Raw genomic sequence first — 14,367 nt, 5'->3', positions numbered from 1 at the left:
AGATCATCCTCGGGATGTACGCATCGACAACCGGGGACCGATGCGGTATCGGGGGCCGGGTTCCTAGCGTCGAAGGCATGCACATCTCTTCGGACGACCTGGGTCTTGCGGCCCGGGCGCACTCCCTGACCAAGACCTACGGCTCCGCGGATGCCGCGGCCATCGCCCTCGACGACGTCAGTGTCGGCATCCGCCGCGGCGAGTTCACCGCGATCATGGGACCCTCCGGCTCCGGCAAGTCCACGCTCATGCACCTGCTTGCGGGGCTGGATGCCCCGACCTCGGGACGCGTGTGGATCGGCGACACCGAGCTCACCGACCTCTCCGACGTGGAGCTCACGGTGCTGCGCCGTCGCCGCGTCGGGTTCGTCTTCCAGTCGTTCAACCTCCTGCCCACCCTGGATGCGAAGGCCAACATCCTGCTGCCCTTCGAGCTCGACGGGCGGAGGCCGTCCGCGATCGAGCGGTCGCGGATCGACGCCCTCATCGAGTCGCTGGGGCTCGACGCGCGGCTCGAACACCGTCCCCACCAGCTCAGCGGTGGACAGCAGCAGCGCGTCGCGATCGCCCGCGCGCTCGCGACCGCACCGGACCTCGTGTTCGCCGACGAGCCGACGGGGAACCTCGATTCGCGCACGGGGCGAGAGGTCCTGCGGCTCCTGGCGACCGCGTCGCGCGAGCAGGGGCAGTCGATCGCGATGGTCACGCACGACCCGATAGCCGCCAGCCACGCCGACCGCGTGCTGTTCCTCGGCGACGGCCGCGTCGTCGCCGACAAGCCGCGCCAGAGCGCCGAGCAGGTCTCGGCGTTCATGCTCGCCGCAGAGGTGGCGGCATGACCGCGGTCGCCGACGCTCCGGCAGTCCTCGACAACAGGATGCCGACGCGCACGCGCTCGTGGGCGTGGCTCCGCGAACGCGGCATGGGGGCGACCGTCCTGGTGGCCGCGATCTCGGCCGCCTTCGGGGTGCTGCTGCTCAGCGCGACGGGATACATCGCCGCGTGGGTCGACGGCGATCCGTACCTGGGTGGTGGTGAGACGGTGACGCTGATCCTCGGCATCCTGAGCGTGCTGCTGACGGGGGTGGCGATCTACGTCGCGGCGATCGTGACCGCGAACACGTTCGCGACGATCGTCGCGGGGCGCACGCGCCGCATCGCGCTGATGCGGCTGATCGGGGCGTCTGCGGCGTCGCAGCGCCGGGAGGTCGCGCGTCAGGGGTTCCTCGTCGGCGCGATCGGGGCGCTCGTCGGCCTTCTCGCCGGGACCGGCGCAGCGGTGGGGCTGCTGTGGTGGACCGGCGGGGCGCTCGGCCTCGACGTCGACTACGACGTGCTGCAGCCCGTCCTCCTGCTGCCCGCGGTCGTCGTCGTCCTGACGACGTGGGCCGGCGCGTGGAGCGGCTCGCGCCGCGTGCTCGCCGTGACGCCGCTGCAGGCGATCTCCGGCTCGGTGCCGCGCAGTCACGACGACGTCGTGCGCTCCCGCGGACGCAACGTCACCGCCGCGGTGCTGTTCGCTGTCGGGGCCGTACTCCTGGCACTCGGCGTCGTGACCGGGCTCGTATCACCGCTCGGAGTGATCGTGGCGTTCGCCGGCGGCATCCTGTCGTTCACGGGGATCGTCCTCGGGGCCGTCGTGATCATGCCGCCGCTGCTGCGGCTGACGGGGCGGCTGTTCGGCCGGTCGGCGCCCGCGCGCCTGGCCGCCGAGAACGCGTTGCGCTATCCCGAGCGGGCCAGCCGCATGGCGATCGGCGTCGTCATGGGGGTCGCGCTCGTCGTGATGTTCGCGGTCGCGAACGAGTCGGTCAAGGCCGTCATGACGGCCTCGTCGGGCGGCGAGCTGCCCGCGGAGATGGCGCGGATCATGGATACCTTCGCCGCCATCATGATGGGCGTTGTCGCCGTGTCGGCGGTGATCGCGGGGGTGGGCCTGGTCAACCTGCTGACGATCGGGATCGTGCAGCGCCGCCGTGAGTTCGGCCTGCTGCGTGCGCTCGGACTGAGCTCGGCGCAGGCCCGCCGCGTCGTGCTGCTGGAGGCCGCGCATGTGACCCTCACGGCGCTGGTCTTCGGCCTCCTGCTGGGGGTCGCCTACGGCTGGGTGGCGGCGCAGTCGCTGCTGGGGTCGGTGACGGTGCCGCCGGCGTGGTCGTCTCCCACGCTCGTCGCCCCCGCGATCCCGTGGCTGCCGGTACTCGTCGTGGTCGTCGCGGCCGCGCTGCTCACGGCCGTCGCGACGGTCGTCCCTACCCGGCTCGCGACCCGCGTCACCGCCGTCGAGGCACTCGCCGAGTGACCGGATGCCGGGGCGCGGGGCGGCGTAGGGGCGCGGGCGGATGCCGTGGGTCGGGCAGCGCTGGCGCACTACGTCGGGTCTGGCTCCGGGTCGTAGGCCCACGTCGGAGCGAGCGCCCGTAGGCGGGCGGCCCGCCACTGCCATGCCGCCCACAGCACCGGCCACAGGGGCAGCGCGGCGGCGCCGCCGATGACGAGCCGATCGCGCCACAGTGTCTTGGTCGCATCGTGCGGCGCGGGGGAGACGGCCATCTGGTGGTCCCAGACCTCGAGCGCCGACAGCGGCCCGGTCAGCGGGATGCCGCTGTCGCGCAGAATGCGCACCGGCCCGCGGGCATCGCGCGTATAGCGCTCGCTGACCTGGATGAGCTGCCGTCCGAGCGTCATTCCGGCCAGCCGCAGCTGCACCGGCACGTCTGCGCTCGGTTCGAGCCGGCCGGGCAGTCCTGCCGCCGACATCGGGGCGAGATCGACCAGCGGCCCGTACAGTTCCGCGACGGCGCGTGGCGAGTGCAGCGCTCGCCACGCCGCGTCGGCATCGCAATCGAGCACGAGCTTCAGCAGGATGCGCATGCTCCAGTGTGACGCGTTACGCGTCGCGGCTGGGACATCTCGGAGGTGAACCCCGGTCCGCCGGGAGGTGGCCTACCGCGGGGTCATGGCGGCGAGGCGCGTTGCCGGGGTGATCTCGCGTCGCGTCCAGGTGATGAGGTAGCGCGCGTCGTACGACCGGGAGCAGCGCGCGCACGACGTCGGCCTCGTCGCCCTGCGATGCCGGTACGCGACGTGCCCCGCGGGGCACACGCCGATCCAGGGTGCGAGCTCGGTCGCGGTCTCGCCGTTGTGTGTCGTGCCGCCGACGTAGCCCAGCGCCCGCGCGGTGCGCTTCCAGGCCGTGCCGTGCCCGGCGCGGGGACCCGCGAGAGCGTGCGCCACCTCGTGCAGCAGCGTCTGCCGGTTGGTCTCGTCGTCGTACCGCGCCGCGAGGTAGCGCGACACCGTGATGCGCTTGCGCGTGTAGTCGCACGCGCCGGCTCGCCGCTTGGCGCTGTCGAACGCGAACGACCACGTCGCGTCGAGATATGCGGCGATGAGTCTCTCCGCCTCGCGGCGGACCTGGGACAGTTCAGACATTGGACGGCTCCGACAGCAGTGAGGTCATGCCGACACGATAGAACGGATGTCCGACACTCAGCTCGCTGCGGCGGGCGAGCGGCGCCGTTCGGCCGCTTCGATCGCGAGCAGCGTCGACTCCAGCTGGTCCTCTGTGGCGCCCGACTCCTGCCGCAGGAACAGCGCTCGCTTGAAGTCGGCCCGTGCATCGGCGTAGTCGCCGACGTCGTAGCTCACCTTGCCGCGATGCTGCAGCGCGAACGCCGCCAGTGCGGCCCAGTTCTGTCCCTCCGCCTCCTCGGCGCACGTCGTGAGTTCCTGATGAGCGGCCGCGTAGGTGCCGCGGGCCTGCAGCACCGTCGCGTGCAGAACGCGTGAGCGCAGCAGATCCTTGCGCGTGCCGCCCATCCGGGCGACGCGGACGGACTGCTCCGAGACGACGAGCGCATCCTCGAGCGTGCCGAGCACCTTGAGCAGCCAGACGCGCTCCAGCAGCGCCGGGAGGCTGCGCTGGTCTCCGAGCTCCTCGAGGCGCTCCTTGCACTGGTGCGGGTCGACGACTTCGCGCAGGGTCTGTGGATCGTATCCCTTGATGTAGCTCACGGCAGCCCCCTTCGTCTCCGGCTCATGCCGTCCCAGTCTCACCCGCAACAGCCGCGATGGCGGGCGCACACGCCGCATCCGCCGCTCGGAGCCTCCGAAGAACCTCCGAAAGGAATGGCTCACCGCTCGAAGACGGACGCCGCGGGCTTCGGTGACGCGGTCGCGTCGGCATCCGTCGCCACTCGCGCGCCGCGGACGAACTCGTCGAGTTCCGCTCCCTGGGCCACCTTGGCCGGATGCGGACCCGCCGCCATGAGGCGGGGCAGCCACTCGACGGGAAGCTGCGAGGGAGAAGCGGCGATCACGAGGTTGCCGAAGCGGCGGCCCTTGAGGGTCTGCACCTCCGCGAGCACGATGACCTCCGGCAGCACGGCGCGGACGGTCGCGACCTCGCGCCGCGCGAATGCGAGCCCCGCGCCGTCGGCGACGTTGATGAGCAGGACGCCGTCCGGTGCCAGCAGATCCGCGAGGACGCGGAAGTACTCCACCGTCGTCAGGTGCGCCGGGGTCTGCGCTCCGGCGAAGACGTCCGAGACGACCAGGTCGGCGGCGCACTGCAGCCCCGCGGGAAGGCGGGATGCGACGTCGCGCGCGTCGCCGATGCGCACGCGCACCTGCGCGTCGCGTGGCAGCGGCAGCTCCGCGCGAACGAGATCCACGAGCGGCTGCTCCAGCTCGATGACCTGCTGGCGCGAGCCCGGCCGCGTGTGCGCGACGTAGCGGGGGAGTGTCATCGCCCCCGCTCCGAGGTGGATCGCCGTCAGCGGTTGCCCCGGCATCCGGAGCCGATCGATGACGGCTCCCATGCGCGCGACGTACTCGAAGTGCAGGTGGGCGGGGTCGTCGAGGTCGACGTGCGACTGCGGAGTTCCGGCGACGTCGAGCTCGTAGCCGCCCGCGAAGCGACTGCGCACGACGCGCGCGATGGTCCCGTCGGACAGCCGCGCCTGCGCCGGCTGTTCGACGTGTGCGCGGGCCATGGCTCCAGGCTATCTCTGCACAACTCCGCCTGATTTACGGTCTGATCGTCGAATCAGCGGCACATCCGCGTTTCAGGCGGAGTTGTGCACGGGCCCGCCTGTGTCCAGCACGGCAGTCCACCACCCGGCCGGGCCCGCGCTACGTGGTGACCACGACGTCGGGCGCGTCGGTGGCCGCGGGGGCGACCACGCGCTCGCGCGTCGCGTAGGTGAAGGCCCACAGCGCGAAGCCGATGACCGGGATCAGCAGGTCGGTGTAGAGGATGACGCCGGCGTTGTTCGGCGCGAAATTGTCGGCCTCGATGATGCTGCTGATGTGCGCGCCTGCCGCCCCCCACAGGAACGTCGCGGGGGTGACGAGCGCGGCGAACTTCAGGCTGTACGGCATCCGTTCGGGGAACGCGATGAGGGCGACGAGTCCCATGCCGATGCTCGCGTACCCGACTTCGGCTTGGAAGCCATTGTTCTCCCAGCCGATCGAGGCGGCCGCCATGTCACCGAAGACGATGTGGAAGAAGCCGTTGTAGATGTACGTGATCCCGATGGCCCAGAAGAGGAACCAGTTCAGCGCCGTCGCCCACGCGCCGTGCCGGCCCGGCCGCTTGACCGCGATCACCACGACGGTGACCACGATCGCGACGATGAGGAAGGTCAGGGTGAAGTTCTTCATGGCGAGAGCGATCAACTCGGACATGGTGTCCTCTCTGGGAGTCGAGGAGGGCTGCCGCGGGGTCATGGACCTATGCAGTCGTTGCGAGAGTAGCATGCATGCAATAGTGAAACGAGACTCCTACATCCTCGTGCGCGGCCGCGCTCTACAGCCCGCCGCCGGTGAGGGCGGTGAGGATGTCGAGTCCGTTCCCGGAGCCGCTCGCCGACAGGGGCTCGCCGCGTTCCCGGCTGCGCGCCGCTGTCATCGCACCGATCCAGGCGGCGAAGACGGCGACGCCGCGGGCCTGCGGGGTGAGCGAGGCGTCGGGGACGTCGCCGCGTGCGCGGGTGTCCGCGGCGATGCGGGCGACCTCGTGCATCCACCGCTGCAGGACGTGGCCCGCGATGGCGGGTGCTCCGCTGTCGAGATGCTCGACGAGCGGATGCACGCGGATGTCGTCGTTCTCGACGCGATCCACCCAGCCGGCCTCGTTCATGGCTGCAAGAGCCTCCCGCACCGTCGTGACCACCGGTTCGTCCACGGGGCGCCGCAGGATCTCGGCGATGAAGGCATCCATCCAGTCGTCGAAGTAGGCGAGCATGATCGCGGCCTTCGAGGGGAAGTGCACGTAGATCGTGCGCATCGCGACGTCGGCGGCGACCGAGATGTCGTCGATCGAGGTGGCGGCATAGCCCTTCTGGGCGAACAGCTGCTCCGCGGCCGTCTGGATCTTGGCGCGCGTGGCCGCTTTGCGGCGCTCCTGGCGGGCGCTCTTGGGCTGCGCCTCGTGCGGTGCCATCCCCCGAGGGTACCGTGACTGGTCCGTGCGTGCACAATTGCAGGGCGTGCAATCTCGCAGCGGATGCCGAGGGGGAGGATGCCGGGAGGGAACGCCAGCCCCGCGCGGTTATACCGCAGGCGAGGAAACTCGTCAAGGATCGGGCTTGCCATGGCGCGTCGCACCGCCTATAGTGGGTAGTTGCGCTCCCTTCCCCCATGCCCTCATATGGTGGTCGGCGTGTGCCTGCGCTGAAGAACCCCCGACCCCGCCCGTCGGGACGCGTCGCGCAGGCGTGGATCGGGAGCACTCCACCTGACGACAAGGAAACCAGCCCCTGCCCGGGCTCATGGAGGTCATACCCTTGGCTGCTGCGCGCAACGCAACCACTTCCACCACCACCCCCAAGAACGGCCGCGGCCACTCGCGCCTGTCGTTCGCCAAGATCTCCGACACGCTGACGGTCCCCGACCTGCTGGCGCTGCAGACGGAGTCCTTCGACTGGCTCGTCGGCAACGACGCCTGGAAGGACCGCGTCGCCGTCGCCGAGGAGGAGGGCCGCACGGACGTGCCCACCCACAGTGGACTCGAGGAGATCTTCGAGGAGATCTCGCCCATCGAGGACCTCGGCGAGACGATGCAGCTGAGCTTCACGAACCCGTACCTGGAGCCGGAGAAGTACTCGATCGAGGAGTGCAAGGAGCGTGGCAAGACCTACGCCGCGCCGCTGTACGTCGAGGCCGAGTTCATGAACCACCTCACCGGTGAGATCAAGACCCAGACGGTCTTCATGGGCGACTTCCCCCTTCAGACCGACAAGGGCACGTTCATCATCAACGGCACCGAGCGTGTCGTCGTGAGCCAGCTCGTCCGCAGCCCCGGCGTCTACTTCGACAAGACGCCCGACAAGACCAGCGACAAGGACATCGTCTCGGCGCGCATCATCCCCAGCCGCGGCGCCTGGCTCGAGTTCGAGATCGACAAGCGCGATCAGGTCGGCGTGCGCATCGACCGCAAGCGCAAGCAGTCGGTCACCGTGTTCCTGAAGGCCCTCGGCCTCACCAGCGAAGACATCCTGAACGAGTTCGCCGGTTACGAGTCGATCGAAGACACCCTCAGCAAGGACACGATCCTCACGAAGGAGGATGCGCTCCGCGACATCTACCGCAAGCTCCGCCCGGGCGAGCAGGTCGCCGCCGAGGCCGCCCGTGCGCTACTGGACAACTTCTACTTCAACACGAAGCGCTACGACCTGGCCAAGGTCGGTCGCTACAAGATCAACCAGAAGCTCGGCCTCGACGAGCCGCTGAGCGACTCGGTGCTCACGACTTCGGACATCGTCGCGACGATCAAGTACCTCGTCGCGCTGCACCGCGGCGACGCGACCATCCCGGGTGTCCGCGCCGGCAGGCCGGCCGAGATCCGGCTGGACGTCGACGACATCGACAACTTCGGCAACCGCCGCATCCGCGCGGTCGGCGAGCTCATCCAGAACCAGGTCCGCACCGGCCTGTCGCGCATGGAGCGCGTCGTCCGCGAGCGCATGACGACGCAGGACATCGAGGCGATCACGCCGCAGACCCTGATCAACGTGCGCCCCGTCGTCGCCGCGATCAAGGAGTTCTTCGGCACGAGCCAGCTGTCGCAGTTCATGGACCAGAACAACCCGCTCGCGGGGCTGACCCACAAGCGCCGCCTGTCGGCGCTCGGCCCCGGCGGCCTCAGCCGTGAGCGCGCCGGCGTCGAGGTCCGCGACGTCCACCCGTCGCACTACGGCCGCATGTGCCCGATCGAGACGCCGGAAGGCCCGAACATCGGTCTCATCGGCTCGCTCGCCTCGTTCGCGCGCATCAACGCCTTCGGGTTCATCGAGACGCCGTACCGCCGCGTCGTGGACGGCAAGGTGACCGACACGATCGACTACCTCACGGCATCCGAAGAGAACGACTTCATCGTCGCCCAGGCCGGTGCCGAGCTCAAGGCGGACGGCTCATTCGCGACCGATCGCGTGCTGGCCCGTCGTGGCAACGGCGGTGAGGTCGACCTGTTCCTCTCGGACGAGATCGGCTACATGGACGTCTCCCCGCGCCAGATGGTGTCGGTCGCGACCTCGCTCATTCCGTTCCTCGAGCACGACGACGCGAACCGCGCCCTCATGGGTGCGAACATGCAGCGTCAGGCGGTCCCGCTGCTGCGCAGTGAGTCGCCCGTCGTCGGCACCGGCATGGAGGGCTTCGCGGCCATCGACGCCGGCGACGTCATCACGGCGCAGCGCTCCGGTGTCGTCGCGGAGGTGTCGGCGGATGTCGTCACGATCCAGCTCGACGAGGGCGGCACGCAGGACTACTTCCTGCGCAAGTTCGACCGCTCCAACCAGGGCACGAGCTACAACCAGCGCGTGATCGTCTCGGCGGGCGACCGCATCGAGGCCGGCGAGGTCATCGCAGACGGCCCCGCGACCGAGAACGGCGAGCTCGCGCTCGGCAAGAATCTGCTCGTCGCGTTCATGACGTGGGAGGGTCACAACTTCGAGGACGCCATCATCCTCAGCCAGGACCTCGTCAAGAACGACACGCTCTCCTCGATCCACATCGAGGAGTACGAAGTGGATGCCCGCGACACCAAGCTCGGCAAGGAGGAGATCACGCGTGATCTCCCCAACGTCAGCCCCGACCTGCTGAAGGACCTCGACGAGCGCGGCATCGTCCGCATCGGCGCCGAGGTGCGCCCCGGCGACATCCTCGTCGGAAAGGTGACGCCGAAGGGCGAGACCGAGCTGAGCGCCGAAGAGCGGCTGCTGCGCGCGATCTTCAACGAGAAGAGCCGCGAAGTGCGCGACACGTCGCTCAAGGTTCCCCACGGCGAGCAGGGCACGATCATCGCGGTCAAGGAGTTCGACGCCGAGGAGGGTGACGACGAACTCGGCTCGGGCGTCAACCGCCGCGTCGTGGTGTACATCGCCCAGAAGCGCAAGATCACCGAGGGCGACAAGCTCTCCGGCCGTCACGGCAACAAGGGCGTCATCGCGAAGATCCTGCCCGTCGAGGACATGCCGTTCCTCGCCGACGGCACGCCCGTCGACGTCGTGCTCAACCCTCTCGGCATCCCGGGTCGCATGAACTTCGGCCAGGTGCTCGAGGTCCACCTCGGCTGGATCGCCCAGCAGGGCTGGAAGGTCGAGGGCACCCCGGAGTGGGCTGTGCAGCTGCCCGAGTCGGCACGTGAGGCCGCGCCCGGCACGAAGGTCGCCACCCCGGTGTTCGACGGTGCGCACGAGGCCGAGATCGCGGGGCTGCTGGATTCGACCATGCCCACGCGCGACGGTGTGCGCCTGATCGACAGCACGGGCAAGACCCGGCTGTTCGACGGTCGCACCGGCGAGCCGTTCCCGGCGCCCATCTCCGTCGGCTACATGTACATCCTGAAGCTGCACCACCTCGTGGACGACAAGATCCACGCCCGCTCCACCGGCCCCTACTCGATGATCACGCAGCAGCCGCTGGGTGGTAAGGCGCAGTTCGGCGGCCAGCGCTTCGGCGAGATGGAGGTGTGGGCGCTCGAGGCCTACGGTGCCGCGTACGCGCTGCAGGAGCTTCTGACGATCAAGTCCGACGACATCGTCGGCCGCGTCAAGGTCTACGAGGCGATCGTCAAGGGTGAGAACATCCAGGAGCCCGGCATCCCGGAGTCGTTCAAGGTGCTCATGAAGGAGATGCAGTCGCTCTGCCTGAATGTCGAGGTCCTCTCGGCCGACGGCACGTCGGTCAACCTCCGCGACACGGATGACGAGGCCTTCCGCGCGGCGGAAGAGCTCGGCATCAACATCTCCACCCGGTTCGAGTCCTCGTCCATCGACGAGATCTGATGCGGAAGTTTCGCATCCCAAGGCAGGCTTTCTCGCCCCACGGCGCGGCAGCGCCACTGAAAAGCTGACCCGCGACCCCAATTTTTGACAGCAACCTGTGATCTCGATACACCGGCGCTTCGCGCCGGCACTCGATCACCGGGGCTAAACCACAGGAGAACCAGTGCTCGAGTCCACCACTTTCGATCAGCTTCGCATCGGCCTGGCCACCGCCGACGACATCCGTCGTTGGTCCTACGGCGAGGTCAAGAAGCCCGAGACCATCAACTACCGCACCCTCAAGCCCGAGAAGGACGGTCTGTTCGGCGAGCAGATCTTCGGCCCCTCGCGCGACTGGGAGTGCGCCTGCGGCAAGTACAAGCGCGTGCGCTTCAAGGGCATCGTGTGCGAGCGCTGCGGCGTCGAGGTCACGAAGTCCTCGGTACGCCGTGAGCGCATGGGCCACATCGAGCTCGCCGCTCCCGTCACCCACATCTGGTACTTCAAGGGCGTGCCCAGCCGTCTCGGGTACCTGCTCGACATGGCGCCGAAGGACCTCGAGAAGGTCATCTACTTCGCCGCATACATGGTGATCTCGGTCGACGACGAGGCGCGCCACCGCGACCTGCCGACCCACGAGGCGAACCTGCGCCTGGAGATCAAGAACCTCGGCGACCGCCGTGACGCCCGCATCGCGGCGCGTCTGGCGAAGCTGGAGGAGGAGCTCGCGGCACTGGAGGCGGAGGGCGCAAAGGCCGACCAGCGCAAGAAGGTCAAGGACGCCGCCGAGAAGGAGATGGCATCCGTCCGCAAGAACGCGGACGACCAGATCGCCAAGCTCGAGCGCATGTGGGAGGAGTTCCGCGGCCTCGAGGTGGGTCAGCTCAAGCAGGAGGACGACGTCTTCCACGAGCTGCAGGACCGCTTCGGCCAGTACTTCGAGGCCTACATGGGCGCCGAGTCCATCCAGCGCCGCCTGCAGGCGTTCGACCTGGCCGCCGAGGCCGAGTCGCTGCACCTGCAGATCTCCGAGGGCAAGGGCCAGCGCAAGATCCGCGCGATCAAGCGCCTCAAGGTCGTCAACTCGTTCCTGCAGACGGGCATGACCCCGGCATCCATGGTCCTCGACGTCGTCCCGGTCATTCCGCCGGAACTGCGCCCGATGGTCCAGCTCGACGGCGGCCGCTTCGCCACGAGCGACCTCAACGACCTGTACCGCCGCGTCATCAACCGCAACAACCGCCTCCGTCGCCTGATCGACCTCGGTGCCCCCGAGATCATCGTCAACAACGAGAAGCGGATGCTGCAGGAAGCCGTCGACGCGCTGTTCGACAACGGCCGCCGCGGCCGCCCCGTCACGGGCACCGGCAACCGCGCGCTGAAGTCGCTGTCCGACATGCTCAAGGGCAAGCAGGGCCGGTTCCGTCAGAACCTGCTCGGCAAGCGCGTGGACTACTCGGGCCGCTCGGTCATCATCGTCGGCCCGCAGCTCAAGCTCCACCAGTGCGGTCTGCCCAAGCAGATGGCGCTCGAGCTGTTCAAGCCGTTCGTCATCAAGCGCCTGATCGACCTCGGTCACAGCCAGAACATCAAGGCCGCCAAGCGCGCCGTCGAGCGCACGCGTCCCGAGGTGTGGGACGTGCTCGAGGAGATCATCCGCGAGCGCCCCGTGCTGCTCAACCGTGCGCCGACGCTGCACCGCCTCGGCATCCAGGCCTTCGAGCCGCAGCTCGTCGAGGGCAAGGCCATCCAGCTGCACCCGCTCGTGTGCGCGGCGTTCAACGCCGACTTCGACGGCGACCAGATGGCCGTGCACCTGCCGCTGTCGGTCGAGGCCCAGGCCGAGGCCCGCGTGCTCATGCTCGCGTCGAACAACATCCTGAAGCCCTCGGACGGCCGTCCCGTGACCCTGCCCTCGCAGGACATGATCATCGGTCTGCACCACCTGACCACGGTCAAGGAGGATGCTCCGGGCACCGGTCGTGTGTTCGGCTCGGTGGGTGAGGCGATCCTGGCGAAGGACGAGGGCACCCTCGACCTGCAGGCGAAGGTCCGCATCCGCATCCCGGGGCTGACGTTCCTCGAGGGCGAAGCGCCCGAGGGGTATGAGCGTCATGGGCTCGTGGACGCGTCGCTCGGTCAGGCGATCTTCAACGACACGCTGCCGAAGGGCTACCCGTTCGTGCGCGAGCAGGCCGACAAGGGCAAGCTCAGCCAGATCGTCAACAAGCTCGCCGAGGAGTACCCCAAGGTCGAGGTGGCGGCGTCGCTGGACCGCATCAAGGACGCCGGCTTCCACTGGGCGACCCGCTCGGGTGTCACCGTCGCGCTTTCCGACGTGCTGACGCCGCCGAACAAGGGCGAGATCATCGCCAAGTTCGAGAAGAAGGCCCAGAAGGTGCAGAGCCAGTTCGAGAACGGTCTCGTGACCGACGCCGAGCGTCGTCAGGAACAGATCAAGATCTGGACCGAGGCGACCGACGAGGTGCAGGCGGCCATGAAGGCGAACTTCCCGGCCGACAACACCATCAACCGGATGGTGAGCTCGGGCGCCCGCGGTAACTGGCTGCAGATCCGGAACATCGCCGGCATCCGGGGCCTGGTCAACAACACCAAGGGTGAGATCATGCCCCGCCCGATCATCTCCTCGTACCGCGAGGGGCTCTCCGTGGCGGAGTACTTCACGGCGACGCACGGTGCCCGGAAGGGTCTGGCCGACACGGCGCTCCGCACGGCCGACTCGGGATACCTGACCCGGCGCCTCGTCGATGTCTCGCAGGACGTCATCATCCGCGAGGAGGACTGCGGCACGACCAAGGGCCTCGAGTTCACGATCGCCGCACCCGGCCCCGACGGCGCGCTGGTGCGCGACGCGAACGTCGAGAACTCGGTGTTCGCCCGCACGCTCGCCGCCGACGCGGTCTCGCCCTCGGGTGAGGTCGTAGCCGCCGCCGGCGACGACGTGGGCGACGTGCTCATCGACAAGCTGGTGGATGCCGGGGTCGAGACCATCAAGGTCCGCTCCGTCCTCACGTGCGACTCGGCGGTCGGCGTCTGCGCGAAGTGCTACGGCCGCTCGCTGGCCACGGGCAAGCTCGTGGACATCGGCGAGGCCGTGGGCATCATCGCGGCGCAGTCGATCGGTGAGCCCGGCACGCAGCTGACGATGCGTACCTTCCACACCGGTGGATCCGCGTCGGCCGACGACATCACACAGGGTCTGCCCCGCGTGCAGGAGCTGTTCGAGGCACGCACCCCGAAGGGTGCCTCGCCGATCGCCGAGGCAGACGGCCGCATCACGATCGACGAGACCGACAAGTCCAAGAAGGTCATCCTGACCCCGGACAACGGCGACGAGCCGCACGTCTACCCCGTGCTCAAGCGCGCGACGCTGCTGGTCGAGGACGGGCAGCACGTCACGGTCGGTCAGCCGATCCTCGTCGGAACCCTCGACCCCAAGGAGGTCATGCGCGTGCAGGGTGCCCGCGAGGTGCAGAAGTACCTCGTCGGCGGCGTGCAGGGCGTCTACCGCTCGCAGGGTGTGCCGATCCACGACAAGCACATCGAGGTCATCGTGCGCCAGATGCTGCGCAAGGTCACCGTGGTCGACCACGGCGACACGACGCTGCTGCCCGGCGAGCTGGTCGACTTCAAGCGCTACCAGCAGATCAACCGTGAGACCGTCGCGCAGGGCAAGCGCCCGGCATCCGGTCGACCGGAGCTGATGGGCATCACGAAGGCGTCGCTCGCGACCGAGTCGTGGCTGTCGGCCGCGTCGTTCCAGGAGACCACCCGCGTCCTGACGCAGGCGGCCATGGAGGGCAAGAGCGACCCGCTCGTCGGCCTCAAGGAGAACGTCATCATCGGAAAGCTCATCCCCGCCGGCACCGGCCTTGCGAAGTACCGCAACGTGGTGGTCGAGGCGACCGAAGAGGCGAAGACCGAGCGGTACCCCAACCGCATCTTCGCGTCGGACGGCGCCTACAGCGACGTGGATCTGAGCTACGTCGACTTCGACAGCTTCTCCACGGACGACTTCACGCCCGGCACGTACAACTGAGTCGAGTGGGCTCAATGCTGCGCAGCAGCGTTGAGC

Annotated in this window: 10 protein-coding genes; 4 read left to right on the top strand and 6 right to left on the bottom strand. The window is 68.8% G+C overall.

All coding sequences use genetic code 11. The features are described 5' to 3' along the window. Positions 1–77: 77 nt before the first annotated feature. Both WBP48_RS14365 and WBP48_RS14360 read left to right on the top strand, forming a co-directional pair. The gene (locus tag WBP48_RS14365; protein WP_424441437.1) at positions 78–839 is read left to right on the top strand and encodes an ABC transporter ATP-binding protein; all 762 of its coding nucleotides are present in this window, start codon (positions 78–80) and stop codon (positions 837–839) included. Then, positions 836–2,302, top strand: a complete 1,467-nt coding sequence (locus tag WBP48_RS14360) for an FtsX-like permease family protein (protein ID WP_424441436.1) — start codon at positions 836–838, stop codon at positions 2,300–2,302. Before WBP48_RS14365 ends, WBP48_RS14360 begins: the two co-directional genes overlap by 4 nt. Positions 2,303–2,370: 68 nt before the next feature. Here the strand turns inward: WBP48_RS14360 and WBP48_RS14355 are convergent, their stop codons facing one another. The 6 genes from WBP48_RS14355 to WBP48_RS14330 form a co-directional block, all read right to left on the bottom strand. Further along, the gene (locus tag WBP48_RS14355) at positions 2,371–2,874 is read right to left on the bottom strand and encodes a hypothetical protein (RefSeq protein ID WP_424441435.1); all 504 of its coding nucleotides are present in this window, start codon (positions 2,872–2,874) and stop codon (positions 2,371–2,373) included. A 72-nt stretch (positions 2,875–2,946) separates the two neighbouring features. After that, positions 2,947–3,435: a SprT-like domain-containing protein gene (locus tag WBP48_RS14350; RefSeq protein ID WP_424441434.1), complete on the bottom strand. Its 489-nt coding sequence runs from the start codon at positions 3,433–3,435 to the stop codon at positions 2,947–2,949. Positions 3,436–3,492: 57 nt separating this feature from the next. Then, positions 3,493–4,017: a hypothetical protein gene (locus tag WBP48_RS14345; protein ID WP_424441433.1), complete on the bottom strand. Its 525-nt coding sequence runs from the start codon at positions 4,015–4,017 to the stop codon at positions 3,493–3,495. A 119-nt stretch (positions 4,018–4,136) separates the two neighbouring features. Beyond that, complete coding sequence (locus WBP48_RS14340; RefSeq protein ID WP_424441432.1) at positions 4,137–4,997, bottom strand: spermidine synthase; 861 nt, start codon at positions 4,995–4,997, stop codon at positions 4,137–4,139. Positions 4,998–5,136: 139 nt separating this feature from the next. Then, a complete protein-coding gene (locus WBP48_RS14335; protein ID WP_424441431.1) occupies positions 5,137–5,691 on the bottom strand; it encodes a DUF6790 family protein in 555 nt (184 codons plus the stop codon). A 121-nt stretch (positions 5,692–5,812) separates the two neighbouring features. Beyond that, a complete protein-coding gene (locus WBP48_RS14330) occupies positions 5,813–6,448 on the bottom strand; it encodes a TetR/AcrR family transcriptional regulator (protein ID WP_424441430.1) in 636 nt (211 codons plus the stop codon). Between the two features lie 343 nt (positions 6,449–6,791). Here WBP48_RS14330 and rpoB point away from each other — a divergent pair, with 343 nt between their 5' ends. Together rpoB and rpoC are read left to right on the top strand one after the other, a co-directional pair. Next, positions 6,792–10,292: a DNA-directed RNA polymerase subunit beta gene (gene rpoB, locus WBP48_RS14325; RefSeq protein WP_424441438.1), complete on the top strand. Its 3,501-nt coding sequence runs from the start codon at positions 6,792–6,794 to the stop codon at positions 10,290–10,292. 163 nt (positions 10,293–10,455) lie between these two features. Next, positions 10,456–14,331, top strand: coding sequence for a DNA-directed RNA polymerase subunit beta' (gene rpoC, locus WBP48_RS14320; protein ID WP_424441429.1), 3,876 nt, complete (start codon positions 10,456–10,458; stop codon positions 14,329–14,331). Positions 14,332–14,367 lie beyond the last annotated feature (36 nt).

The organism is Microbacterium sp. (genome assembly GCF_049661145.1).
Classification (GTDB): Bacteria; Actinomycetota; Actinomycetes; order Actinomycetales; family Microbacteriaceae; genus Microbacterium.
Note: the sequence above shows the minus strand (reverse complement) of the source record. Positions and strands in the feature narration are given on the sequence as shown.